We start from the raw sequence: 24,768 nt of genomic DNA on the forward strand, positions 1-24,768 counted from the left end.
GGTTCGGCAACCACGCTTCATCCGGATGAGAACACTTTGTCCGCATAAGGAGGGCCGCTTCGAGATGGTCTCCGCAAGCGGCCCTTGTCGCCCCTACTGCGTGTTGCGTGCAATGGCGCCCGAACGCCGGCGAACGGAAAAGTCCTCGCCTTCCCGGTCTGTTTCGAGGCGCTGGAGGATCGGGCAGTGCGGGCGGTGGTCGCCGTGGCAGGCGTTGACCAGCACCTTGAGCGTCTGGGCCATGTCCTGCAGGTCCGCGATCTTCTTCTCCAATTCGTCGATATGGCCTTGTGCGAGGCGTTTCACCTCGGCGCTCTGCCGTGTCTCGTCCCGCCACAGGCCGAGAAGATCGCCGATCTCGGCCACGGAGAAACCGAGGTCGCGCGAACGTCGGATGAAGCGCAGCATATGCACGTCATTGTCCGAGTAATCGCGGTAGCCGGAAGCCCGGCGGCCGGCCGCAGGGATGAGGCCGGTCTGCTCGTAGTAGCGGATCATCTTGGCCGAGACACCCGATGCCTTGGAAGCTTGTCCAATGTTCATGCATTTTCTCCCGTAAACGACGACGACCGATCCTTCACATGGGACCGGTCGTCGGTTTTCGTCAGCGTGGGGCCGTGAAGGTCTTGAGCCGGAGGGCGTTGCCAAGCACGAAGACGCTCGACAGGGCCATGGCGCCGGCAGCGAAGACAGGCGACAGCAGAATGCCGTAGGCCGGATAGAGCAGGCCGGCGGCAACCGGGATCAGGGCCGTGTTGTAGGCGAAAGCCCAGAACAGGTTCTGCCGGATGTTGCCGATTGTCGCCTTGGAAAGGGCGATGGCGTTCGGTACACCCTGCAGGCTGCCCGACATCAGCACCACGTCGGCCGCCTCGATGGCAATGTCCGTGCCCGTGCCGATGGCAAGGCCGACATCCGCTTCGGCCAGGGCCGGAGCATCGTTGATGCCGTCTCCGACGAAGGCGACCTTCCCATGCTCGGCCTTGAGACGGCGAACCGCGGTGACCTTGCCGTCGGGCAGCACTTCGGCCACGACCTCGTCGATCCCCAGACGCGCCGCGATGGCCTTGGCGGTGCGCGCGTTGTCGCCGGTGATCATCGCGACCTTGAGGCCGAGATCGTGCAGGGCCTTGATGGCAGCGGGTGTCGTCTCTTTGATCGGGTCGGCGACAGCAATGATTGCCGCCAGCCTGCCGTCGATTGCGGCATAGAGCGGTGATTTGCCCTCATTGCCGAGACGTTCGGCAATGCCGGAGAACGCCGCAACATCATGACCGAGCTCGACCATGTACCGGTCGGCGCCGACCTCGACGGGCCTGCCGTCGACCGTGGCCCTCACGCCGAAACCCGTTACGGATTCAAAGCCCGTCATGACGGGGAGAACGATATTTTCCGCCGCAGCTGCATCCACGATCGCACGGGCGATCGGATGCTCCGATTTTGCTTCCACGGCGGCGACCAGTCCGAGAACATCCGCCCGCACGAAGCCGACGGCCAGTTCCAGATCGGTGAGAGCCGGCTTTCCCTCGGTCAGCGTGCCAGTCTTGTCGACGGCGACGACGGTTGCGTCCTTCAGCAACTGAAGCGCCTCGCCCTTGCGGAAAAGCACGCCGAGCTCGGCTCCGCGGCCGGTCCCCACCATGATCGAGGTCGGCGTCGCCAGGCCCATCGCGCAGGGGCAGGCGATGATCAGGACGGCGACGGCATTGACCAGCGCGAAGGTGAGGGCGGGCGACGGGCCGAAATAGAACCACGCGGCGAAGGTGAGGGCGGCGACAGCGAAGACCGCCGGCACGAACCACATGGTCACCTTGTCGACGATCGCCTGGATCGGCAGCTTGGAGCCCTGTGCCTCTTCGACCATGCGGATGATCTGCGAAAGCACCGTGTTGCCGCCAACCGCCGTGGCGCGGATTGCGAAGGCGCCCTTCTGGTTCACGGTCCCCGCCACGACCGGACTGCCGTTCGTCTTGAAAACCGGGATCGGTTCGCCGGTGATCATCGATTCGTCGACGTAGCTTTCCCCCTCGACGACCTCGCCATCGACTGGCACGCGCTCGCCGGGGCGAACCTCGACGATATCGCCGGATGCGACCGTGTCGATCGGCAGTTCCACCGTCTTGCCGTTTCTGCGCACACGCGCCATCTTCGCCTGGAGGCCGACAAGGCGCTTGATCGCCTCGGATGTGCGCCCCTTGGCCCGGGCTTCAAGCAGCCTTCCGAGCAGGATCAGGGTCACGATGACCGCGGCCGCCTCGAAATAGACGTTGACCGTTTCTGCCGGCAGGAAGGCCGGGGCGAAGGTCGCGACCAGCGAATAGCCATAGGCGGCAAGCGAGCCGACGGCGACCAGCGAGTTCATGTCGGGCGCAAGGCGCCAGAGGGCGGGCAATCCCTTGTCATAGAAGCGGATACCCGGCACGAACAGCACCAGCGTGGTGAGGACGAACTGGAGATACCAGCTGTTCTGCATGCCGATCGTCGCGGCAATCAGCTCATGGGCGCCCGGTATGAGGTGCGATCCCATTTCCAGGATGAAGACCGGTGCCGTCAGAATTGCCGCGATGGTGAAGTCGCGCGCCAGCTCACGGCGTTCCGCTTCTTTTTTTTCGGCATGGTCCTCCGTTTCTGCCTCGGTTGCCGCCGCGATCAGTTTGGCGTCGTAGCCGGCGTTTTCAATTGCTGCCACGATGGCCGTTGCAGCGGCTGTTCCCTGAACGGTCGCCTTCTCGGTCGCAAGGTTGACGACGGCATTGGTGACGCCGGGAATGGCCTTGATTGCCTTTTCGACCCGCCCCACGCAGGATGCGCAGGTCATGCCCTCGATCGCCACCTCAAGTGATGCTGCGGCCGGCGTGGAGAAGCTCGCCGGAACCGTATAGCCGGCTTTCTCGACTGCGCCGACCAGCCTTGCATGATCGACCGGCAGGCTGGTGGTGACGCTCGCCTTTTCGGTCGCCAGATTGACAACCGCGTCGGCAACCCCGGGGACCGCCTTGAGGGCCTTTTCGACCCGGCCGACGCAGGACGCGCAGGTCATCCCCTCGATCGGTATCGATAGCGTCCCGGACAGATCTGTTGTTCGAACGGGGGCATTCATAGCCGCCTCCTTTCTCGTTCCGAAAATCAGGTTCGGATGGAAGATGGGGCTTCCAGCGATGGGAAGGTCAATAGCAGATTTTTCAGATCGACGCCCTTGACCTTCCTATCGTTGGAAGCCCCACCTTGAGTGGCATGAGACCCAACAAAGGAGATTTCTCATGGAACTCAAGATCGAGAGCATGACCTGCGGCGGCTGCGCCAAATCCGTCACCCGGGCAATCCAGTCCGTCGATCCGAATGCCAGGGTCGAGACCGACCCTGCTGCGCGCAGCGTCAAGATCGAGACGAGTGCAAACCTCGCGACCCTTCAGCAGGTTCTCGAAGAGGCCGGATATCCGGCAACTGCGGGCTGAACAGGAGCAGTATCATGAACAAGCTCACGCCGATCTTCATCGCAGGCGCCCTTGCCATCAGCGCAGGCCTTGCGATCGCCCAAAGCCAGATGAAGACGGGCGATGCCATGCAGGGGCACGATATGTCCGGCATGGAGATGCCGGCCGCGGACAGTCCGTCGACGAAGGCCTATACGATGGCCATGGACGCCATGATGAAGGGCATGATGGCGGACTACACCGGGGATGCCGATGTTGACTTCATGCGCGGCATGATCCCGCACCACCAGGGTGCGATCGATATGGCGAAGGTCGCGCTCGAATACGGCAAGGATCCCGAGGTCCGCAAACTCGCCGAGGAGGTCATCAAGGCCCAGGAAGGCGAAATCGCCATGATGAAGGCATGGCTTGCCGCACGCGGCAAGTGATCGGAACATCGTCGAACCGCCGTCACCTGTCATGAATGACAGGTGACGGCGGTTTATCTCATTTTACCGGCTGGAGCACTGCGTCCGTCTGCGTTTCCGGCGTAAAGAAGACGTCGGCGTGCATATCTTCACGGCGCAGTCCGCGGGCAAACGCCACCGCCATTGCGGCATCGACCATCGGCGGCGGGCCTGCGACATAGGTCTTCCAGCCATCAAGGTTGGAAAAGTCCTCGGCGACGGCGCGGGTCACGAAGCCGTGCCGGTATCGTGCCGAATGCGCCTCCGACAGTACGGCTGTGAAGGTAAGATTGCCGTGTCGCCTGACGAGGGCGTCGAGGTGGTCGAGAAGATAGAGGTCGCGCTCGCTTCGTGCACCGAAATAGACATGAATTGGCTGCTTCATGCCGTGGGCGAGGGCGGTTTCAACGATCGAATTGACCGGCGCAAGTCCAGAGCCGCCCGCGATGCACAAGATCGGGTTGGAATGATGCTGGCGCAGGTAGGACGAACCCAGCGGGCATTCGAGCGTTACCGGGTCTCCCGGCTTCAGTCTGCTGTGCACATGCTCCGACGTGACGCCGCCCGGAACGCGGCGGATGTGGAATTCGAGGCTGCTCTGTCCGGGACGGTTGGCCATGGAGTAGCTGCGCGAAGGCATGCCGGTGAAACCGAGCTGTGCGTACTGACCTGCGGTGAACGACAGGGAAGAGCCGTCCGCAGGCACGATCCGGACCCGCTTTATATCATGCGTAAGATCATCGAGGCCTGTCACGGTTGCCTGCAGGTGTCGGGAAGGCTCGACGTCATCGTCGCTGCCCAGCCAGGCGACAGCGGCGTCGGCCAGCGGCAGCGCGCGACACGCGAGGATCAGGCCATCGGCCTTCTCTTCGTCGGTGAGCGCAAAACGGGAATGCGGGAGCAGCTCCACCGTCCCCTCGATCAGGCGTGACTTGCAGGAACCGCAGCGGCCGGACTTGCAGCCGTGCGGATAGGAAATGCCGGCGGCGAGTGCGGCACCGAGAATGGTCTGTCCGTCCTCTACGTCAAGACGGCCCCGCGCCTGGCGGATATCGACGGTTCTGGCTGTCATTGGTCGTTCCTTGCTCGCCCGGTACAGGGCGATGCGTCCGGGCAAGGCCCGTCATCCGGGTCGGCACCCTTGCGGCCGGTGAGATCGCGCTCCTCATAGGCAACGCCATTGTGGGAGAGCCAGAGCCTGAGTGCATGGCAGTCCGGACAGTCCGGGGTTGTATAGAGGACGATATGCGGCGTGCTGCTTTCCGTCATGCTCTTGCCTTTCTTCAAACACGGTGTCGTTTCCTCTCTGGCCGGCGACCAGAACGGCGGTCGGGTCGAACAGGATTGCCGTCAGGCTGCGGCTTCCAGCGCTTGTAAGGTCAAGACGGTTCTTGCGCCGGAAAGAACAATTCCGAGTTGGGATCGCCAGGCCGCGTGCGGAACGCCGCAGCGCAGCTGCTTTCGGCTGGGCTGATGTTCGTGTTCCCAGACGGCGTGCGGTGCGGGGCATGGAGCTGGCCACCACGCGCACCATCACGATTGACCACCCCGCCGAAAAATTCCCCGGGGCCTTGACCTTTCCATCGTTGGAAACCGCAGCGTTGCCAAAAATGACCGTCATCGCCTCCGTTGGTCCGGAGTGTGGTGCCCTTGTGAAAGTGAACGAGAATGAGCAACAAGGCCTCCTCAACCCTGCTTCTTGCCGGCGTCGCCATAGCCGCGGGCACCCTTGCCTTCGTCTATCGCGATGATGTCGGCCCCTATGCCGGAAATCTCATGGCGCTTGCGCTTTCGACCGGTGCGTCCGAGGCCGCGGCCCTGCCGGTAGAAATGCCCTTGCCGCAGGTGCCCGTTGCCGAGGTCATCACGCGCAAGGTCGCGCCGTCTGCCGAGTTCACCGGCTATCTCGAAGCGGCCGAGATCGTGGAGCTTCGTCCGCGTGTCGGTGGCGCGATCGATGTTGTCACGGTTCCCGAGGGTCGTCTCGTGCGTCCGGGCGAGCTCCTCTTCCAGATCGACCCGAGACCCTTCACAGTCACCCTCAATTCGGCCAGGGCCCAACTGCAGCAAGCCGGGGCCCTGCTGGATCAGGCCGAGGTGGATTTCAAGCGCGCCGAAGCCCTTGCGCCGAAGGGCACGGTGCCGCGCAAGATGCTCGATGATGCGCAGGCCATCCGCCGCCAACGCGCGGCCGAGGTCGAAATCGCCAGGGCCGCCGTCGCTGCTGCGGAACTCGACCTGTCCTTCACGCGCGTCACTGCGCCGGTTGCAGGGCGGGTGGACCGGGTGCTCGTCACGCAAGGCAATCTCGTTGCCGGTGGAAATGCTGCAGCGGCGACGCTTCTCACCACGATCGTCTCGACCGATCTGCTTCATGTCTATTTCGATATCGACGAGGCCACCTATCTCGGTTTTGTCGCGCAGGCGCGGTCATCCGGAACCGGCACGCTGCCAGTGCAGGTGGGGCTGATGACCGATACCGGCTTCCCCTATGCGGGTGAACTCGACTTCCTCGGCAACCGGGTCGATCGCGGCACCGGAACGATCCGCGCCCGGGCCATCCTGAAAGATCCTGATCGCCACCTGACGCCCGGGCTCTTCGCGCGCGTCAGGCTGGTGACTGCCGAACCGGCGCAGACCGTGCTCGTCGACGACCAGGCGATTGGGGTCGACCAGGGGCGCCGCTACGTCCTGGTTCTCGGAGCCGGCGACAAGGTCGAATACCGCCCTATCGAATCCGGGCCGATGATCGCCGGCCTGCGCGTCGTTTCGGCAGGCCTCGACCCGGCAGAAAGGATCATCGTGAAGGGGCTGGTCCGCCCGGGCATGCAGGTCGTTCCGCAGATGGTCTCCATGCTGCCGGGCCAGTCAGCCGACGATAAACGTGCCGAAACTGCCTTGCAGGAGGCAGGTCAATGAACATCCCGCGTTTCTTCGTCGACCGCCCCATTTTCGCGGTTGTTCTCTCCGTCCTGATGCTGATCGGCGGCGGACTGACACTGCTGAAGCTGCCCTTGAGCGAGTATCCGCAGGTGACCCCGCCAACCGTGCAGGTCACCGCCAGCTATCCGGGCGCCAACCCCGAGGTGATCGCCGAAACGGTCGCCGCGCCATTGGAACAGGTGATCAATGGCGTCGAGAACATGCTCTACATGAGCTCTCAGGCCGCGACCGACGGACGCATGACGCTGACGGTGACCTTCCAACAGGGCACCGACCCGGACATGGCGCAGATCCAGGTGCAGAACCGCGTTTCCCGCGCGCTGCCGCGCCTGCCGCAGGAGGTTCAGCGCATCGGTGTCGTGACGCAGAAGATCTCGCCCGATATCCTGATGGTCGTGCATCTCGTTTCGCCTGACGATCGCTATGATCCGCTCTACCTGTCGAATTTCGCGACCCTGCAGGTGCGTGACCAGTTGGCTCGGTTGCCGGGAGTCGGCGATGTCCTGGTCTGGGGCGCCGGCGAATATTCGATGCGGATCTGGCTTGATCCTGCCAAGGTGGCCGCCCGCGGCCTGACGGCGAGCGACGTCATCGGTTCCATCCACGAGCAGAATGTTCAGGTGGCCGCCGGCTCGGTCGGCCAGCAGCCTGAAGCCTCGGCGGCGTTTCAGGTCGCCGTCAATACGCTCGGCAGGCTCTCGAATGAAGAGCAGTTCGGCGATATCATCGTCAAGACGGGGTCGGAGGGTCAGATCACCCGCTTGCGCGATGTCGCGCGGATCGAACTCGGCGCGGACGCCTACGCGCTGCGCAGCCTTCTGAACGGCAAACCGGCACTGGCGATGCAGGTCATCCAGAGCCCCGGGGCGAATGCACTTGACGTCTCCGCCGCCATCCGCAGCACCATGGAAGAGCTGCAGAAGGGTTTTCCCGAAGGACTGGAATATCGCATCGCCTACGACCCGACCGTCTTCGTCAAGGCTTCCCTGGAGGCCGTGGTGGTGACGCTGCTCGAGGCCATCGTCCTGGTCGTCATCGTGGTCCTGCTGTTCCTTCAGAGCTGGCGCGCCTCGATCATCCCGCTGGTCGCCGTGCCGGTATCCCTGGTCGGCACCTTCGCCTTCCTCTACCTGTTCGGCTTTTCACTGAACACGCTTTCGCTGTTCGGCCTCGTGCTGTCGATCGGCATCGTCGTCGATGACGCCATCGTGGTCGTCGAGAACGTGGAACGCCACATCGCGCTTGGCGAAACGCCGAAGGAGGCAGCGCGCAAGGCCATGGACGAGGTGACCGGGCCGATCATCGCCATTACGTCGGTCCTGTCGGCCGTGTTCATTCCCTCGGCCTTTCTCTCCGGCCTGCAGGGCGAATTCTATCGGCAGTTCGCACTGACCATTGCGATCTCGACCATCCTGTCGGCGATCAACTCCCTCACCCTTTCCCCGGCGCTCGCGGGCGTGCTGCTGACGCCGCACCACGACGGGGCAAAACGCGATCTCCTGACCCGCGTGATCGACGGGCTGTTCGGCTGGTTCTTCCGGTTGTTCAACCGCTTCTTCGACAGCGCCTCGAATGCCTACGTCTGGTCGGTCCGCCGCGCCGTGCGGCTCAGCGCGCTCGTCCTGCTCGTCTATGCGGGCCTCGTCGGCATGACATGGGTCGGTTTCCAGACGGTACCCAACGGCTTCGTCCCGGCGCAGGACAAGTACTTCCTTGTCGGCATCGCCCAGCTTCCCACCGGCGCTTCGCTCGACCGCACCGAAGCCGTCGTGAAGATGATGTCGGAGATTGCACTTTCCGAGCCGGGCGTCGAGAGCGTCGTCGCCTTTCCGGGCCTCTCGGTCAACGGCATGGTCAATATCCCCAATGCGGCGGTCATGTTCACGATGCTCAAGCCGTTCGATGAGCGGAAGGACCCGTCCCTCTCCGCCTTTGCCATTGCCGGCCGGCTGATGGGCAAGTTCTCCGGGATTCCGGATGGTTTCGCTGGGATCTTCCCACCGCCACCGGTTCCGGGCCTCGGCTCGACGGGTGGTTTCAAGATCCAGATCGAAGATCGGTCGGGGCTCGGTTTCGAGGCGCTCGCGCAGGCGCAGGGCGCGCTCATGGCCAAGGCGATGCAGACACCCGAACTTGCCGGCATGCTCGCAAGCTTCCAGGTGAATGCGCCGCAGGTGCAAGTCGATATCGACCGGGTGAAGGCCAAGGCGCAGGGTGTTCCGCTCAACACGATCTTCGAGACGCTGCAGGTCAATCTCGGCTCGCTCTATGTGAACGACTTCAATCGGTTCGGCCGCACTTACCGTGTTCTGGTCCAGGCCGACGCACCATTCCGCATGCAGCCCGAGGATATAGGCCGCCTGAAGGTCCGCAATGCGGCGGGCGACATGATCCCGCTGTCAGCGCTGCTGACGATCAGGCAAAGCGCAGGTCCCGACCGGGTCATGCACTACAACGGGTTTCCATCGGCCGATATCAGTGGCAGCCCGGCGCTTGGCTATTCGTCTGGACAGGCGACCGCGGCCATGGAACGTATCGCGTCGGAAACCCTGCCGCCCGGGATGGCCTTCGAATGGACGGAGCTCGCCTATCAGGAAAAGCTGGCCGGAAACACCGCCATGTATGTCTTTCCGCTTTCCGTGCTGCTCGCATTCCTGATCCTCGCAGCACAATACAACAGCTGGTCGCTACCCTTCGCGGTCCTGTTGATTGCGCCGATGGCGTTGCTCTCGGCAATCGCCGGCGTCTGGCTCAGCGACAGTGACAACAACATCTTCACGCAGATCGGCTTTGTCGTTCTCGTCGGCCTCGCGGCCAAGAACGCGATCCTGATCGTGGAGTTTGCCCGGGCGAAGGAAGAGGAGGGTGCCGATCCGTTGACGGCCGTGCTTGAAGCGGCGCGTCTGCGCCTGCGGCCGATCCTGATGACCTCGCTCGCCTTCATCGCCGGCGTCGTCCCGCTTGTCGTCGCGACCGGCGCCGGTGCCGAGATGCGCCACGCCATGGGCATTGCGGTCTTTGCCGGCATGCTCGGCGTCACGCTTTTCGGCCTCCTGCTGACGCCGGTCTTCTATGTTGTCGTGCGGAAGCTTGCTCTCGGGCGCCGTCACCCTTCGCTCGGCAAAGCAATCGAAGAGCCCGGTTGAAATCTACGAATGGTGGGCGCCGGGTGTTCCGACGTCCGCCATCCGAGCCAAGGTCCCGTCAACGGGGATCAGGGGTTGCGAATGAGATCCAGGACCTTCTCCAGCGCTGGATCCCGCCCCTCGGCATAGGCTTCGTAGGTCAGATCGACCGTGATCTCCGGTGCGATGGAAATGCCGCGGGGGCCAAAGGCGACCGTAGCCCAGTAGCACTCGCCGAGCTCGAAGCATCCTGTCTCGTAGTCATGGAATTCCGGGCTGTAACGAACCGCAAGGCCGGAGTTCGGCAGCTCGAGATGTTTGCCTTCTGCCCAGAACCGGCTGGCATCTCCCATCTCCTCTCCGATCAGCGTGACCTTGTCGCCGCCCGATCCCTTCAGCATTGCTGCCGTGGAAATGGCGGCGGAGAAGGTTGCCCTGCCCACGAGCACGAAGACCCGCCCGTCGCGCGGGACAAGTCGTGGCAAGGCCTGGGAAAACAGGATCGTGTTGAAGAGGTCCCCACCCGGGTTGAAGCGCAGGTCGACGACCATGTGCTTTGGCTGGACCGGAAGGATTTTCTCGTGGAAGAGGCCGGCGAATTTGTCCGACAGGGCGGTATCGTCCATGCTTCTGACCACGTCGCTGCGGATGTAGAGGATTTTGCGGGCCTCATCCAGGAACTGGGTCTGCAGATCGCTGCGCTTGCTGTAGACGGCAGGGAGATCGCTGCGGTCATCGAGAAGGTGGTTCCATCGGCGCGAAAGACTGGCCTCGTCCGGTTTGAGCACGCCGTAGCCCCTGTTGAGGTTTGTCTTGCGTTCGTCGCCCGGGTCTTCGTCCCCTGTGGGCGCAAGCGTGACCGTTTCCGAACGGCCGTCGGCAAGCTGAACGGTCAAAGGCACGGCGGCCGTATCCTTAATCGCGCCAATTTGCTTGAGGACGCTGGGCGTGACCAGATATCCCGGGGAGAGAAAGCGGATCCGCTGGTCCGTACCGGGGAGATAGACCCGAAGTGCGTCAAGCGCCTCCTGTGTGGTGAGGGCACCGATCCCATCGATGCGTGCGCCGAGCAGCCGCGCGAAATCCGGATGGGTCTTGACGACACGGAGCCCGTCGGCAAACAGCCACACCCGGACCGGGATGTCCGGGCCGAGCAGTTTCGCGGCATTGGCATTCGTGTGTCCGTTGCGTGCGACCGCGACGGCGCGCATGACGTGGAGCGCGAATTCTTCCGGAGTCAGATGCTCAGCGGCCGCGGCGGTTTCATCGACAAGTCGGTTGAAATCGCTCCTCTGGCTGTCGTTGAAGCTTCTGTCTTGCGGCGCCCATGTCTCCTTCAGATAGGTCAGGTCCTCGCGCATCTTTTCCGGTGTCAGCGGCGGGCTGTCTGCCTGCGCAAAGGTCGGGGCAATCAGCAGCAGGCCCGCCGCAGCGGCGCGAAGGCGTTTCATCCATCTGGAAGACATGTCGCATTTCCTCTCTGTTTGGTTCCGGGGGGAGCCGGGCGTCCAATTCTGTTAAGACGGCTCGGCCGGGCCGATGCCGACTAGGCACTTCGAGAATTCTTGCGGACCGTGAGAGGTTGCCCGAATTGACGAAGGGCGCTCGACCCTTTCGGGGAGCGCCCTTCCAATCCGGACGGTTGCGAACGCGCGACGGGGGGCCATCGCTGCAGGCAGTCATCGTCTACGGCAGTGAACCGGAGATGGGTGTGTGAAGGGGGAGGTTCAACGCCATCTGTGTCTTGCGTGGTGAGGGCCGGCAAGCCGGCGCCTTGGCAAGCACTCAGGCCGAAGAATCTCGTCCATGAAGGCTCCTGGGCGGTTTGCTATCAGTGGCTCAAAGCGCTTGAATTTGGCCGCCATTCGGCAGCGGGCTTTTCGTCTGGGCTGCCGCGGAGACACTCATCAGTGCGCCGGCCACCAGTTCCGGGGCGACCAACGGACCGCAATGGTTGGTCTCGATCTCGACATAGGTCCATCCCGCACGGGAACGGAAACGCTCCTCGATCGGCGCAAAGAGCGAGGCGAATGCGTCCCCGTCAACCGGGAAACGAAAGAACGTTCGTGGAAGCATGCATGCTTCGGAGTTGAGGAGGCGAACGGGCTGCCGGAAGGTCTCGATCGGCTGCGGGCTGGCCGCAAGTTTTTCGACGTACCAGCGGCGCAAGAGGTCATCGGAAATCCACGGGCGCTCTCCTTCATCCATCTCGTCCGCTGATCCGAATGATGTGCGCCACCCTTCGCCATGGCTATGCGCCCAGGCTTCCATCTCGTTTCGAAAATCTTGGCCATTGAGGTCGAACAGGGATTGCCCGTCCTCCGGCACTTCCGCATCCAGGAAGACGGCATGGGCCAGCTTCTCGGGGATGCGGTCGGCAACACCGGTGACAACCATGCCGCCGTAGCTCCATCCAACGAGGACGACGTCTGCGAGATTCTCGAACGCGATCAGGTTCACAATGTCCTGGATGTGCGTTTCGAGGTTCACATCAGGCCGCGCAATATGTGTGCGGTCGCCAAGACCGGTGAGGCTATCGGTCTCCAAACGGCCACCGCGTGTCTGTCCGGACTACTGCCGCAAATGTTCTGCGAAAGCCGACGGCCCGGGTGCCGGAACATCGCCTGTCGAGGGCTGTCGTCGTTCTCTCATTCCGGCAGTTTTCTCGGCAGCCAGAGCCATGCGACGATGCCGAGCGTGAGTGTCATCAGCCCCCCGGCGCCAACCGCCATGTGCAAGCCGGTCAGGAAAGCCTCCTTGGCTTGTGCGGTGGCCTCGGGGGTGACGCCGGCATGATCGAGGGTTTCACTCAACGTGCCGGCAACGCCCGGGCCGAGAAGGCGGAAGCTCAAAGTCGCCAGTGACCCCAGAAGCGAGATGCCCAACGCATTGCCCAGTTCATTGCTGGTCTCGGCAAGAGATCCGGCAGCGCCAGCGCGCTCGGCCGGTACGGCAGAGACCGCGACTTCGGCCACGAGGCTGAACGACAGGCCGAATCCGATGCCCGCGATCATGGTTGAGGCAAGGAAGGCAGCGACGCCGGTCTGCGTGCTCGTGAGCAGCAAGAGGAAGACGCCGGCGCTGATGAGCAGCAGGGTTGCCACAAGGGCGGTCCTGCGACCGACCCATTCCACCACACGGGCAGTGCCGACGCAGGTTGCGGTGAGCACGACGGCTCCAGGCAGCGTCAGCAGCGCGGTTGTGAAGACGTCGAAGCCGAGCACCGCCTGCAGATAGATGCCTGACAGGTAGCTGGCAGCGGACCATACGACGAGGGACAGGAGGCCGGTCAGGATGGCGATCGAGAATATGCGGTCGCGAAACAGGTCGAGGTCGACCAGTGGATCGCTGATTTTCGTCTGGCGGCGGAGGAACAGTGCGACGGAAAGGATGCCGATGATCCCGACGATGGATTGTTTGAGCGTGAAGCCGTCGGCGGCGGCGGTCTTGAGCGACCAGGTGAACAGCAGGATACCTGCAAACGACAGCAGAAGGCTCGGCAGGTCAATGCGCCCGCCGGTCGTCGAGCGGACTTCGCGCAGCAGTATCGGTGCGGCAATCAGGAAGGCGAGGACAACCGGGATATTGATCAGGAATACGATGTTCCATTCGAAGTGCCTGAGCAACATGCCGCCGATGAGGGGGCCGATGGCGAAACCTGCGGCGAATGTCGCGGCGAAGATTCCGATGGCCTGCGCGCGCTGGCGTGCATCCGGAAACAGGGCGCTGACGATTGCCAGGCCCGAAGGCAGCAGTGTAGCGCCCCCCAGTCCCATCAGCGCCCTTGCGATGATCAGGCCAAGCGGCGATTGCGCATAGCTCGCCCCGAGCGATCCTGCGCCGAAGACGATCGCGCCGGTCATGATGAGCCTGAGCCGGCCGTAGCGGTCGCCGATATTCCCGAAGGCGATCAGCAGGGACCCGACGACAAACCCGTAGATGTCGAGAATCCAGAGTGCCTGGTCGGCCGATGGCGTAAGGGCGGACGTCAAATGTGGCATCGCCAGATAAAGTATCGAGCCGTCCATGGCGACGAGCAGCACAAGCGGTAGCACAGCAAGGAGGCCAAGCCATGCGTTTCGATTGGTGGATTCCGGTAGTGTCATATCACTCATTGGGCATGGATCCTCTACAAACGGTGCACAGGCGCGCGCCGCTTCCGCCGCCGGCTCCCGGCCGGCTTGGTGGTTGCATATGAAGGGGTTTCTGTTATATACTTTTAGTAAGTTACTTAAGGTATATAGTGATGTCAAGCACTCCCGCGAATGCCAGCTCCACTGCGAAACGGGTCCGCCTCAGCCGTGACGAGCGGCACCGCCAGCTTCTGGGCGTCGCGTGGCGACTGGCCCGCGAGGAGGGGACCGACGCGCTGACCCTGCCACGTATGGCCAATGAATCCGGTGTGACGAAGCCGGTGATCTACGACCATTTCGGCACCCGGAACGGCCTGTTGACGGCGCTTTACCAGGATTTCGACGAACGCCAGACGGCGCTGATCGATGCCGCCATTGCCGCCAGCGTGCCGACATTGGAGGGGCTCGCAAGGGTCATCGCCTCGTCCTATGTCGAATGTGTGCTGGCGCAAGGTCGCGAGATTCCCGGCCTTCTGGCCGGCCTTGCCGGCTCCCCCGAACTGGAGGCCGTCAAGCGCGAGTATCAACTCGTGTTCATCGAGAAATGCCGAAAGGTGTTGGCCCCGTTCCTGGGGACGGCGGGTGTCGATCCTGCTGGCTTCTGGGGGATGCTTGGCGCCGCCGACGGCCTATCCCATGCCGCTGCGTGCGGGGAGATCACGGTGCAGCAGGCACAGGACGAACTCAATGAGACCATCATGGCAATGGTCGGCAGGAGTGGTCGCTAGCTTTGACGGTGAACCGGTGCTTCTCAAGCCGGCCATGGGCAACAGGCTGAGGCATTCATGAGCGATCCTGTGGGGGTGAATGTGCCCCTTCCCCCGGAAATGAGGATTGCTGTCCCCCCGACAGGCGCGCCAAAGGGCTCCAGCTGGGTTGCAGCCTATTCCGGAAGTCGCACGTGCTGTTGCACTGATTGCAAACCACAATCAGTTTTGGTAGATGAAACCAATTGCGTTTTGCAATCAGTTTGATGTGCTGAAATTTCGGAGTGACCAATGGAGCAGCGACAGGGGAATGAGATCTTGCACAAGACGTTCGTTTTCGAACGGCGGTGCGAGGCTCCGGTGGAGCGCGTGTTTGCGGCATTTGCGGACCCTGCTGTCCGTGCGACATGGAGTGCGCCGTCCAACGATGCCGCATTCGTCTATGATGAAGCCGACTTTCGCGAGGGCGGTGAGGACCAGTTCCGCTGTGGTTCAAAGGAAAATCCGCAATATACCGGGCGCACGACCTATATCTCGATTGTGCCGGACAGGCTCGTGGTCAGCAGTGAAACTGTTGAAACCGGAGGGCGGACACTGATGTCGAGCTTGATCACGACGGAACTTGAGGCCAGTGCCGATACGACAAGGGTCAAGGTAACCGTGCAGGTGGTTTCCTTTTTTGGCGAAGGAATGTTGGGGGGCGTCGAGATTGGCAACAATGCTGCCCTCGACAATTTGGTCGCGTGCGTGCGGGTGCCCGTTGAGTTCTGAAGCCGGTGCTGACAACGGGCTCGCAGCAATGCAGGTGGAGTGCTCCACCCCTCGCTAGCGCATTGGACGCGGCCGAGGCGAGGCCGATCCTTGTTGTGGCTACGGTACGGAACCCTCAGGTCCTTCATCGGCGGCCGGGCCGGTAAGGACAGCATGCACCACGAGCCGCAGGTGCCGCCCGCCATCGATGGTCAGGGAGGTGTGCTCGAAGGTCACGGGGTGGCCCTCGACGCGGATCGCGCGCGTGCCAGTGCAGGGCATATGAACATCGGGGTTCTGCCACAACGCCTTGAATTCCGGCGAGATGGTTTCCAGCTCCGCGACCAGCGCGCGCATATCCGCATCGTCGCGTGCGCCTGCGAAATCCCGTCGAAAGCTCGCCAGCATGGTTTGCGCCTGGCTTTGCCAATCCACCAGAACATCACGGAGATTCTGGTCGCAGAACAGCATCCATAGAAGGTTGCGACGGGGAGAGGCCTGGTGAGTGAAGCCGAACAGGTCGTCGGCGGCTCGGTTATAGGCAAGGACGTCCCAGCGAAGATTGAGCACATAGGCGGCGTGCGGCGAAAGGTCGTCCATCAGGCGGCCCACCAGAGAAGGCACGGTACACCATGTCTTGCCGGGTTCCGCCGGCGGACGTTCCTGGGCAAGCAAAAAGAGGTGTCGCCGCTCGGCCGCATCGAGTTTGAGAACGCGCGCGAGATTGTCGAGAAAGCCGGCGGAGACGCCGATGTCTCGCCCCTGTTCAAGCCATGTGTACCAGCTAAGTCCGACGCCGGCGAGGGCGGCCACCTCCTCGCGTCGCAGGCCGGGCGTGCGCCGTCGTCTGCCGGCGGGCAGGCCGACATCCGCCGGTGTCAGGCGTTCGCGCTGCGCGCGCAGGAAATCTGCCAGTTCAGGCCGGGTTCGTTCGAACGTACGCATCTCTGCCGCCACTAAAAGTAATAGCATAATGAGTTAAATTGTACGGGTGTCAATGCTCGGGCATGGCTGTTGCGTCAGTAACATGAGGACGCAAGATGAGTTCCGATACCCATACCCCCCGACCCTTTCAAAGCCGGGGAGACGGCATTGCCGCCGGTCCACCATGGCTGGGCCTGTCCATTCTCCTGCTTGCCGGTTTCGTAACGATCTTCGATCTCTTTGTGGTCAATGTTGCGATCCCGAGCATGCAGGCCAGTCTCGGTGCAAGCCTGCCGCAGATCGGATTCATCATCGCCGGCTACGAACTCGCCTTCGGAGTGCTCCTGATCACGGGCGGGCGGCTGGGGGATATCAATGGACGACGGCGGCTTTTCGTCCTCGGCATGGCAGGGTTCACGCTCGCCTCAGCACTTTGCGGGCTGGCGCCCAATGTGGAGACCCTCATCGGCGCGCGGATAGCGCAGGGATTGACCGCAGCCCTCCTGTTTCCGCAGGTCTACGCATCGATCCGGGTGAATTTTTCTGCGAATGACAGTCGCCGGGCCTTCGGGCTCCTCGGCATGACCTTGGGTCTTGCGGCCATCGCGGGTCAGGTCATGGGCGGGTTTCTTGTCGAAGCCAATCTCTTCGACCTCGGCTGGCGCACCATTTTCCTCATCAATATTCCCATAGGTCTTTTTGCCACCGCGATGGCGCGGTTCATTCCCGAGACCCGGGCACAGGAGCGTCCGGCGGTCGATTGGCAGGGTGTCGTCCTCGTGAGCCTGGGACTCACGCTTCTGCTCGTGCCGCTGATCGAAGGGCCGGCTCACGGGTGGCCGCTCTGGGCCTTTGCGTCGATGGCCTGTGCTGTCGTGCTGGCCGCCGCATTCTACCTGCAGCAGGAACGCCGGCGCCAGGCGGGTTTCGAAGCGCTGGTCGATATGACGCTCATGCGCCAGCCGCGCTTTGCCCGGGGCGGGCTGCTGGTGGTCCTGATCTATTCGACCTCCTCGTCTTTCTTCCTGTGTTTTGCCCTTCTGGCCCAGACCGGATTTGGCTTGAGCCCCCTCGAGGCGGGCAGTGCCTTCGTGCCGTGCAGCGTCGGCTTCGTCGTGGCATCGCTGGTCGCGCCGCGCCTTGTCGCCCGCTTCGGCCCATCGGCGATCGCAGCGGGCGCGCTGCTCTACGCCCTGTCGCTTGGCATCCTGATCGCCCAGGTCTGGGTCGCAGCGATCGACCTCGTCGTCGCGCATCTGATCCCGATGCTGATCCTGGTTGGCGCGGCCCAGGGGCTCATCATGACGCCGCTTCTCAATCTCGTGCTCGGTTTTGTCGAGGAACGCCAGGCCGGCATGGCCTCGGGTGTCGTTGCGACGCTCCAGCAGGTTGGTGCTGCCCTTGGAGTGGCGGTTGTCGGTATGCTTTTCGGCGCGGCCCTTGGAGCTGGCGGCTCGGCGCAGCTCTACGCTTCCGCCTTCGTGAGCGGAATGACATACAATCTTGCAGCCGCCACCATAGCTGCGGCCGTGATCCTCGCCATTGCCCGCGGGAAGCCAAAGCCCCGAACCTGACGCCTTTCCGTCCGCCCCTGCCGCATGATCGGCCGGATCCCACGGCCGCTCCAACGCGATCGGCGGGCAGGGGCGGTCGGCGCTACTGCAGAAAATAGACGACCATCCTCAGGTGTCGGTACTCGTCCACGGTAAGCATCTCATGCAGGAAGCGGAGAGTGGCTCCGTCTCGATCCAACAGGGTGCCGATACCGCGGGCGTAGTTTTCCAAGCTCGGCTGCTCGAACCAACGGCGGAAATCCGGTGAGAGGCGCTTCAGTTCATCGACAAGGCCCAGCATCGCGGGATCGTCGGGCGCTCCCGCAAGGTCATAGCGAAACTGCGTGAGAAGTCTCGGCGCCTCGGCGCGCCATTCGGGGAGGCGGTGGCGGAATTGCGGGTCGGCAAAGAGGAGGCGCATGACATTGCGGGCGGGCCGCTCGCGGGATGTGAAGCTGAACAAATCGTCGGCCGCGCGGTTCCAGGCAACAACATCCCAGCGAAGGTTGACCACATAGGCGGGCCGCATGACAAGATCGTCCAGCAATGTCTGAACGAGCGAGCCGACGGACGGCCATTGATAGGCTTCCGGTGGCGGTGGGCGCCGGTGTGCGAGCAGGAAGAGATGGCTGCACTCGGCGTCGTCGAGTTTCAGCGCTTTCGACACCTTGAGCAGGAAACTCTCGGAGACCTGGATGTCGCGCCCCTGCTCGAACCAGGTGTACCAGGTGAGCCCCACCCCCGCGAGCGCAGCCACTTCCTCGCGCCGGAGGCCGGGCGTCCGGCGCTGGCCCGTCGCGGGCAGGCCGGCATCGGCTGGCGTCAGCTTTGTCCGGTGACGCATCAGGAAGTCGGAAAGGTCGGTTCGCGTGCGTGCAAATGAGCGGGTCGACAAGACTGTTGCCTTCAGTAACAGGATAATTTCCAATATTGTAACAGGATGATCATGCCTGGAAAGTCTGCCTGCAACAAGGAGGCAGCATGACTTCTCACGACGAACTTGATCTTCCGCCCTCTGGAACCCTGACTGCCGGGCTGCCTCCGCCGCCCGCAACAGCCAGTATCCGCGATTGGCTGGGGCTTGCGCTGCTTGCTCTGCCCACCATCCTGCTCGGCCTCGATCTTACCCTTCTTCATCTGGCACTTCCGGCGCTCGCCGCTGATCTGCAGCCGACCAGCACGCAGGCTCTCTGGATCATGGATGCCTACGGCTTCCTGATAGCGGGTTTTCTGATCACCATGGGAACGCTCGGTGACCGCATCGGGCGTCGCAAACTCCTGATGATCGGCGCAGCCGCCTTCGCGCTTGCCTCGATACTCGCGGCCTTCTCCACGAGCGCCACCATGCTGATTGTCGCACGGGGCCTGCTGGGAATGGCCGGTGCAACATTGATGCCCTCGACGCTGGCCCTCATCACGAACATGTTTGCCGACCCGAGGCAGCGTGCGCTCGGCTTTGGCATATGGGCGACGATGTTTGCGCTCGGCATGGCGCTCGGGCCGGTAGTGGGTGGCGTGCTCCTGGCGTATTTCTGGTGGGGCGCCGCGTTTCTCCTGGCCGTCCCGATTGTCGGCCTTTTGGTCGTGCTGGCGCCCGCCCTTCTGCCGGAATATCGGGCACCACGGGCCGGCAGGCTGGACCTTGCAAGCGTCGGCCTTTCGCTCGCCGCCATGCTGCCGGTGATCTACGGCATCAAGCAGTTTGCCAAGGATGATCTTGGGGTGCAGCCGATCGGGGCGATTGCGGTGGGGCTCGCCTTTGCCGTGCTGTTCGTGCGCCGGCAGCGTCGGCTTGCCGATCCGCTGCTCGACATCAGCCTGTTTTCAAGTCGGGCTTTCAGCGTGGCGCTGGTCGTGCTGCTGTTCGGCCTTGTCGCGGTTGGCGGCACGATGCTGCTGGTTACCCAGTACCTGCAGCTCGTTGCCGGTTTTTCTCCGCTCGTCGCCGGTCTCTGGATGGGGCCTCCAGCCCTTGCCATGGTCGCTGCCGGCGTCGCGGCGCCCCTGATCGCGCGGCGCGTTCGCCCCGGCTTCGTCGTGGCGGGTGCCCTGGGACTGTCGGTGGTGGGGTACCTGTTGCTGACCCGGATCGATACAAGCACTTGCGGTGTCGTCATCGTCGTCGCCGGATTTTCGCTTGCCTATCTCGGGCTCGGCACGATTGCGGCGCTAGGCACGGATCTGGTGGTCGGCTCGGCTCCCGTGGAAAAAGCCGGCTCGGCTTCGGCGATGTCCGAGACGGTGCAGGATCTCGGCATATCGCTCGGTATTGCGGTGCTTGGCAGCCTTGCAACCGCTATCTATCGTCAGGCCATGACCGGTCGAATACCGGAGGGGCTCGGCGCGGAGGCCCACAGGGCCGTTGGTGACAGCCTGTGGGCGGCGATGTCGGTCGCTTCGGAACTGCCGCCTGGCCTCATGGAGACGGCACAGGCCGCATTCACGGCAGGGTTCAGCAATGCGGCGATGTTTAGTGCCGCAGGCGTCGCCATTCTTGCGGTTCTTGCCGCTGTTTCGCTGCGGCACGTCGGCGCCATCGAAGGCGGCGATTCGCACGGCGGCCCGTAGGCCCGGGATTGTCCGACCTCCGATGCATCGCCTTCGCCCGTCCGGCGACGACGCTCCTTCATCGCTCCCCGGTTGCGCGGTTTTGGCCAGGGAGGGGAAGGGACAGGACGATGGCGGCGTGGCGAGCAGACGCTGATGGCCGGCTTCGTCGTCCGCTGCGAGGGAACCGGTATGGGACTTGCCATTGTCAGCCAGGTCATGTCGACCCATGGCGGATCGGTTGGCTTGGGAGACGCGGTTGGCGGCGGCCTGGCTGCAAGCCTCGTCTTTCCCAGTCCGCAGAAGGGCATCCAATTGGAATGTCAGAGTAATTTATCTCCGATCACTGCCTATCAGAGCTATTGACCTTCCGCGCCGTTCATGATGCGTTCCAGATCATGGATTTTTATCGCCTATCACTCAATCTCACGACGAAGGGTGGATTGAGGGGTGGGTCGGAAACGGCTTCATCCACGTTGGCCGTCGATCGTGCCACCACGTCGTCATAGGCGGCCTGCGCACGTTCGCTGACGGCCTGCACAATCTGGCGAGCGGCATCAGCCACCTTTTCAGGAGAGCCGTCGCGCTGGACACCTTCAAGGGCGGCAAGCCTTGCCGAATTCTGATCAACGCGACGCTGCTGGAATGCCTCGGGCCGTTTCGTCTGGATACCGCGCTCAAGACCACCAACCCCCATGTCGCCTGTTGCCTGGAAGGTGGTGGGCTGTGAACCGGAAACCAGGTCGGCGGCCGGATCTTCAAGGGAGCGGCGGAAGGCGGAAAGGTCGGTCGCGCTGTCGGCAAGCTGGCGAGCTGCAAGGCGTTCACGCCCGGCCTGATAGAGAGGCGCAGCGGCATCACGGGCCATGCGATAACCATTGACGCGGTGCCGCCAGAAGCCGTTCCGACATCCTCAAATTCATGCTGGAGATACGATCATGCCGAACGAAGCCGTTCCGGTAGCCGGCGCAGCTATGCCCACAACCATTGAATAGCTGTTCCGGCGTTGGTGCGAGGCCGAGCGCCTTGCATCCTTGCCCATCGCAGACGAGGACGCCGAGCCTCTCCTTGCCGAGTGCCAAGCTCTACAGGACCAGATAGAGGGCAGCCAGCCAGCAACAGCAAGGGAGTTGGCTATCATACTACTGGTTGGCACGGATCGCTGGGCCAGCCAGGTCGAGCCGAAACTAAGGGCGCTGGTGGAAACTCTTGCCGAGGAGCGCGAATAATGAAGAGCGCGGCAATCGAACGTTTCCGCCGCTCCGAACTGGAGCGATGCATCGAGAAGATGATTTCGCTTCTCGACATGATGGACGGTGATTGCGACCTTGAAGACGGCGCCGATGAAGAACCATCTTTGTCGGTACGGCCCTCAATCATCAACGGCCGGCCTGAATATGATCTGGAAGCCGACCCGGCAGAGTCTGGTATCGCAGACCAGGAAGCATTCGACCTCATCATGTTCACTGATACGAACTTGAGGCAGATAGGATGAAGCGAGCTGCAATCCCGAGGGAATTCGCGTCGAGCAGGCAGCGCACGCCCTCTCGCTCCTCAGTCCATAATTTGAGCTGCCACGTTGAGAGCGTTCAGCCGGTGATACACCCTCTTCCTAGGCGCTCTAGCAACCAGTCAGGCCACGTTCTCGCGGGATCGTTCATCGCTCTGCCCGCATTGTTGTCTCGCTCCCAAATGTATAGCTTGAACAAATCATTAGGCGTAATCTCAAAAGTTGAACTTCTGGGCTTGAAATATCTGTGAGGGTGGGTGCCGTTGGGCAACTTGTAGCCCTCTATGACAACGTGTGGGCCTTCGATCCCATGCCAAAGCATGTTGTCCCGGGGCGTCGTAATGTCGATGTGGCACGAGACCGACAGAAGCTGCCCCTGATATGATACGGCTATCGGGGCGCCCCCCTTCTTCGTATCGCTAGTGTAGGCGTTTCTGCCCCAGCTAAGTATTATGTATTTGCAGATGTGGACGTTGAAGCGAACATCATAGTTTTGCCGCCCCAGCTTTTTATCGCCCGACTGGAATGCTCCGAGTGGGTTCGTTCGTTGGCCTCTGTTTCCCGAGGGAGCATTCTGTGTTGGAAACAGATTGAATGTTCCCCGAGAAATCTCTTGATGCATCCGCCGGGACATATCCTGGATATGATCGGGGGTATTGAATGTCCCCCTCTGCAAGCTTCCCGCTGGCTGAACAGTTGGCCATTTCACGAGGTTAACTCCCGTTTTCGGTGGATTTGATTAAGAAGCGCGCCGGCTAATCGGTTGCCGAATCTCCCTCAACGGTACTAAGTTTCTGCATCGGAACAAGAATAATTCACGCATAGCGCGAGTTTTTAACGCCTCAAATTGCGTAAAAAGAGCAGCAAGGCGTTGCCCACCAGTCGAAGACAGTCGGTCCAAATGTGGGACCGAACGTGTCAGGGGCTAAACCGCCACTCAGGCGCTTGCCGACCTTCTCAGCCAGGGCGCAGTGACCCTGAAGCGCGGCGATCCGAAGAGCCGGCGCGCCGGTTCGAGGTTTTCACGGGCAGCGGCCGTCGGCGCGAGTGGAGCGCTGAGCGCAAGGCTGCGATTGGCCGGGGCATGCATCATTCAGTGATGGTAGCCTTAAGGGGACGACATGCTGAGTGGCTAGGCGCGGCGGTGCATGAAAGACTTCTTCAAGTGGATACCTGAGAGCGGCTTGGAGCCGTGGTTTGAAAGGGCCCCTATCAATCTAGGCGCCTGGTGCCGGTTGCTCTCGAGGAGTGAGTGGCGCCCACTTTTCGTTCCATGATGTTCGTAGCGGGAGAGGTGCCGAGCTCGTCTTCGGATGATCGGTTATCTACCAACCGCTCTCCGCCGGATTTGCTTTTCCTGTCGCTTACGTTGTGGCGTCAGTGCAGGCGTGGCAACAGCCTCTTGCGCTAAACGAAGCGCACGGAGCTTTTCGGTTTTGATTTCGCGTGCCTGTGCTTCCTGCTCGATAATTCCTCTCGCAACGAAAGTGGTCGCTTCCGACTTCTGCTCCGCGCTTGCCTTCGTGGGTTTGAAGAACTGCTGTTTTGTAGCCATCATTCGTCACCTCCTTCGGGGTAATTCCGAGCTTCCGTTAGCGCCGGCCAATGGCCGGCTTCTTCTTTGGCGCGGGAATCAATCCTTCACGTTGCGCTTTCTTGCGTGCCAGCTTGCGGGCACGCCGCACGGCTTCCGCCTTCTCGCGCACTCGCTTTTCCGAAGGCTTTTCGAAGGCGCTCCGTGCCTTCATTTCGCGGAAGAGGCCTTCCCGCTGCATCTTCTTTTTCAGAACGCGAAGGGCCTGATCGACATTGTTGTCCCGTACGAGAACCTGCAAGATATTTCCTTCCGATAGCGGTCGATGCCGCTGTTATGATCTGATTACTTCCTGATCCGGATGCTCGAAGCTTTGAACCAAGGCTCTTTGTTGCTTTCAGAACCTCGCGGAGCAGGCGCCGGCCGCGCTGTTGCGCTTTCCTGTTCCTCGATATCGCTCGCAAGGATGCGGCGTTCAAACTTCTCGTCGCCAAGGCGGACTCGGTACTGGATCTCCCCGCGGTCTGACGGCCGGACACCTACAATTCGGCAGGGTCGGTTGCCTTCCGCGCGGCGGAATAGATCAGGCTTGAGCTTCACCATGTCGCCAACGGCATAAACTGTCTGGCTCATGACCAGGTCCTCGCGTAGCGTGTGGTTGAAAACAAAAAGGCCGGGCATCACCCCGACCTCTTCCTGTCGTTCGTCATCGGCGCTGCCAGTACATCCGTGGTCAGCGTCAGAGAGACGACAATTCCTTATGCTGCGCGCAGATTGTCAGCCGAGCTCTTGCCAGACTTTCGGTCCTGCACGACATCGTAGCTTACCTTTTGGCCCTCAACGAGAGAGTTGAGGCCCGCGCGTTCGATGGCGGAAATGTGCACGAAAACGTCTGTTGCACCGTTGTCGGGTGCGATAAAGCCAAAGCCCTTGGTGCTGTTGAACCACTTTACAGTGCCTGTGTTCATAACGATTTCCTTTCAATCGTTGTTGATGTCGTCGGATTGACGAACCATGTAGATCGACGATGAGAGGAGATCTGACCGAGCCACTGGGGCGATAGACAAAAGGTCACAAGCAAAGTTCGATGGGCTAAAGATAGGTTTTTCCGCAGCACAAGCAAGTTTTTATTTTTGCCAATACCCCGAGGCAGCATTTTATT

The 24,768-nt window shown here is 62.1% G+C and carries 24 protein-coding genes; 10 read left to right on the top strand and 14 right to left on the bottom strand.

Annotated elements, in window-relative coordinates:
• Positions 1-93: 93 nt before the first annotated feature.
• Entirely contained in the window at positions 94-543 is a 450-nt protein-coding gene (gene cueR / locus K0P03_RS22130; RefSeq protein WP_023512870.1) for a Cu(I)-responsive transcriptional regulator, read from the bottom strand.
• A 61-nt stretch (positions 544-604) separates the two neighbouring features.
• Complete coding sequence (locus K0P03_RS22135) at positions 605-3,100, bottom strand: heavy metal translocating P-type ATPase (RefSeq protein ID WP_272790682.1); 2,496 nt, start codon at positions 3,098-3,100, stop codon at positions 605-607.
• Between the two features lie 160 nt (positions 3,101-3,260).
• On the opposite strand from K0P03_RS22135, the gene K0P03_RS22140 reads away from it, so the two are divergent.
• Positions 3,261-3,455, top strand: coding sequence for a heavy-metal-associated domain-containing protein (locus K0P03_RS22140; protein ID WP_023512868.1), 195 nt, complete (start codon positions 3,261-3,263; stop codon positions 3,453-3,455).
• A gap of 89 nt (positions 3,456-3,544) precedes the next feature.
• On the top strand, positions 3,545-3,862 hold the full coding sequence (copM, locus tag K0P03_RS22145; protein ID WP_439605453.1) for a CopM family metallochaperone: 318 nt from the start codon (positions 3,545-3,547) through the stop codon (positions 3,860-3,862).
• Positions 3,863-3,920: 58 nt separating this feature from the next.
• Here the strand turns inward: copM and K0P03_RS22150 are convergent, their stop codons facing one another.
• Together K0P03_RS22150 and K0P03_RS22155 are read right to left on the bottom strand one after the other, a co-directional pair.
• Complete coding sequence (locus K0P03_RS22150; RefSeq protein ID WP_024270340.1) at positions 3,921-4,952, bottom strand: 2Fe-2S iron-sulfur cluster-binding protein; 1,032 nt, start codon at positions 4,950-4,952, stop codon at positions 3,921-3,923.
• The gene (locus tag K0P03_RS22155; RefSeq protein ID WP_024270341.1) at positions 4,949-5,149 is read right to left on the bottom strand and encodes a glutaredoxin family protein; all 201 of its coding nucleotides are present in this window, start codon (positions 5,147-5,149) and stop codon (positions 4,949-4,951) included. The genes K0P03_RS22150 and K0P03_RS22155 overlap by 4 nt, the downstream gene beginning before the upstream one ends.
• A 399-nt stretch (positions 5,150-5,548) precedes the next feature.
• On the opposite strand from K0P03_RS22155, the gene K0P03_RS22160 reads away from it, so the two are divergent.
• Positions 5,549-6,799: an efflux RND transporter periplasmic adaptor subunit gene (locus K0P03_RS22160; RefSeq protein WP_272790683.1), complete on the top strand. Its 1,251-nt coding sequence runs from the start codon at positions 5,549-5,551 to the stop codon at positions 6,797-6,799.
• The gene (locus tag K0P03_RS22165; RefSeq protein WP_272790684.1) at positions 6,796-9,969 is read left to right on the top strand and encodes an efflux RND transporter permease subunit; all 3,174 of its coding nucleotides are present in this window, start codon (positions 6,796-6,798) and stop codon (positions 9,967-9,969) included. Before K0P03_RS22160 ends, K0P03_RS22165 begins: the two co-directional genes overlap by 4 nt.
• A gap of 68 nt (positions 9,970-10,037) precedes the next feature.
• Here K0P03_RS22165 and K0P03_RS22170 read toward each other — a convergent pair whose 3' ends face one another.
• The 3 genes from K0P03_RS22170 to K0P03_RS22180 all read right to left on the bottom strand — a co-directional run bounded on the left by K0P03_RS22170 (position 10,038) and on the right by K0P03_RS22180 (position 14,063).
• Positions 10,038-11,414, bottom strand: a complete 1,377-nt coding sequence (locus K0P03_RS22170; RefSeq protein WP_272790685.1) for a peptidase S41 — start codon at positions 11,412-11,414, stop codon at positions 10,038-10,040.
• A 373-nt stretch (positions 11,415-11,787) separates the two neighbouring features.
• On the bottom strand, positions 11,788-12,495 hold the full coding sequence (locus K0P03_RS22175; protein ID WP_272790686.1) for an alpha/beta fold hydrolase: 708 nt from the start codon (positions 12,493-12,495) through the stop codon (positions 11,788-11,790).
• Positions 12,496-12,596: 101 nt separating this feature from the next.
• Positions 12,597-14,063: an MFS transporter gene (locus K0P03_RS22180; RefSeq protein ID WP_272791094.1), complete on the bottom strand. Its 1,467-nt coding sequence runs from the start codon at positions 14,061-14,063 to the stop codon at positions 12,597-12,599.
• Between the two features lie 131 nt (positions 14,064-14,194).
• Between K0P03_RS22180 and K0P03_RS22185 the strand changes: the two genes are divergently transcribed.
• Together K0P03_RS22185 and K0P03_RS22190 are read left to right on the top strand one after the other, a co-directional pair.
• Positions 14,195-14,809 carry a TetR/AcrR family transcriptional regulator gene (locus K0P03_RS22185; RefSeq protein ID WP_272790687.1) on the top strand — a complete coding sequence of 205 codons (615 nt, stop codon included), beginning with the start codon at positions 14,195-14,197 and terminating at the stop codon, positions 14,807-14,809.
• Between the two features lie 270 nt (positions 14,810-15,079).
• The gene (locus K0P03_RS22190) at positions 15,080-15,559 is read left to right on the top strand and encodes an SRPBCC domain-containing protein (protein WP_050746221.1); all 480 of its coding nucleotides are present in this window, start codon (positions 15,080-15,082) and stop codon (positions 15,557-15,559) included.
• A gap of 99 nt (positions 15,560-15,658) precedes the next feature.
• On the opposite strand, the gene K0P03_RS22195 is transcribed toward K0P03_RS22190, so the two are convergent.
• The gene (locus K0P03_RS22195; RefSeq protein WP_050746222.1) at positions 15,659-16,483 is read right to left on the bottom strand and encodes a helix-turn-helix transcriptional regulator; all 825 of its coding nucleotides are present in this window, start codon (positions 16,481-16,483) and stop codon (positions 15,659-15,661) included.
• Between the two features lie 95 nt (positions 16,484-16,578).
• Between K0P03_RS22195 and K0P03_RS22200 the strand changes: the two genes are divergently transcribed.
• Entirely contained in the window at positions 16,579-18,036 is a 1,458-nt protein-coding gene (locus K0P03_RS22200) for an MFS transporter (protein ID WP_130519033.1), read from the top strand.
• A gap of 82 nt (positions 18,037-18,118) precedes the next feature.
• Here K0P03_RS22200 and K0P03_RS22205 read toward each other — a convergent pair whose 3' ends face one another.
• Positions 18,119-18,943 (bottom strand): helix-turn-helix transcriptional regulator, encoded by an 825-nt coding sequence (locus tag K0P03_RS22205; protein WP_245462348.1) that lies wholly within the window; start codon positions 18,941-18,943, stop codon positions 18,119-18,121.
• Between the two features lie 53 nt (positions 18,944-18,996).
• On the opposite strand from K0P03_RS22205, the gene K0P03_RS22210 reads away from it, so the two are divergent.
• Positions 18,997-20,583 (top strand): MFS transporter, encoded by a 1,587-nt coding sequence (locus tag K0P03_RS22210; RefSeq protein WP_272790688.1) that lies wholly within the window; start codon positions 18,997-18,999, stop codon positions 20,581-20,583.
• Positions 20,584-20,718: 135 nt separating this feature from the next.
• Positions 20,719-20,928 (top strand): hypothetical protein, encoded by a 210-nt coding sequence (locus K0P03_RS22215; RefSeq protein WP_130519037.1) that lies wholly within the window; start codon positions 20,719-20,721, stop codon positions 20,926-20,928.
• A gap of 40 nt (positions 20,929-20,968) precedes the next feature.
• Here K0P03_RS22215 and K0P03_RS22220 read toward each other — a convergent pair whose 3' ends face one another.
• Entirely contained in the window at positions 20,969-21,430 is a 462-nt protein-coding gene (locus tag K0P03_RS22220; protein ID WP_272790689.1) for a hypothetical protein, read from the bottom strand.
• Positions 21,431-21,790: 360 nt separating this feature from the next.
• Between K0P03_RS22220 and K0P03_RS22225 the strand changes: the two genes are divergently transcribed.
• Complete coding sequence (locus K0P03_RS22225; protein ID WP_024270345.1) at positions 21,791-22,057, top strand: hypothetical protein; 267 nt, start codon at positions 21,791-21,793, stop codon at positions 22,055-22,057.
• Between the two features lie 1,336 nt (positions 22,058-23,393).
• Here the strand turns inward: K0P03_RS22225 and K0P03_RS22230 are convergent.
• From K0P03_RS22230 to K0P03_RS22245, 4 genes are all read right to left on the bottom strand, one after another.
• A complete protein-coding gene (locus K0P03_RS22230; protein ID WP_130519039.1) occupies positions 23,394-23,630 on the bottom strand; it encodes a hypothetical protein in 237 nt (78 codons plus the stop codon).
• Positions 23,631-23,664: 34 nt separating this feature from the next.
• A complete protein-coding gene (rpsU, locus tag K0P03_RS22235; RefSeq protein ID WP_130519041.1) occupies positions 23,665-23,907 on the bottom strand; it encodes a 30S ribosomal protein S21 in 243 nt (80 codons plus the stop codon).
• A 44-nt stretch (positions 23,908-23,951) separates the two neighbouring features.
• Entirely contained in the window at positions 23,952-24,239 is a 288-nt protein-coding gene (locus tag K0P03_RS22240; RefSeq protein ID WP_037406336.1) for a hypothetical protein, read from the bottom strand.
• A gap of 125 nt (positions 24,240-24,364) precedes the next feature.
• Positions 24,365-24,574 (bottom strand): cold-shock protein, encoded by a 210-nt coding sequence (locus K0P03_RS22245; RefSeq protein ID WP_023517599.1) that lies wholly within the window; start codon positions 24,572-24,574, stop codon positions 24,365-24,367.
• Positions 24,575-24,768: the final 194 nt, after the last annotated feature.

The sequence above is a fragment of the Shinella sp. HY16 genome (genome assembly GCF_028534175.1).
Taxonomy (GTDB): Bacteria; Pseudomonadota; Alphaproteobacteria; order Rhizobiales; family Rhizobiaceae; genus Shinella.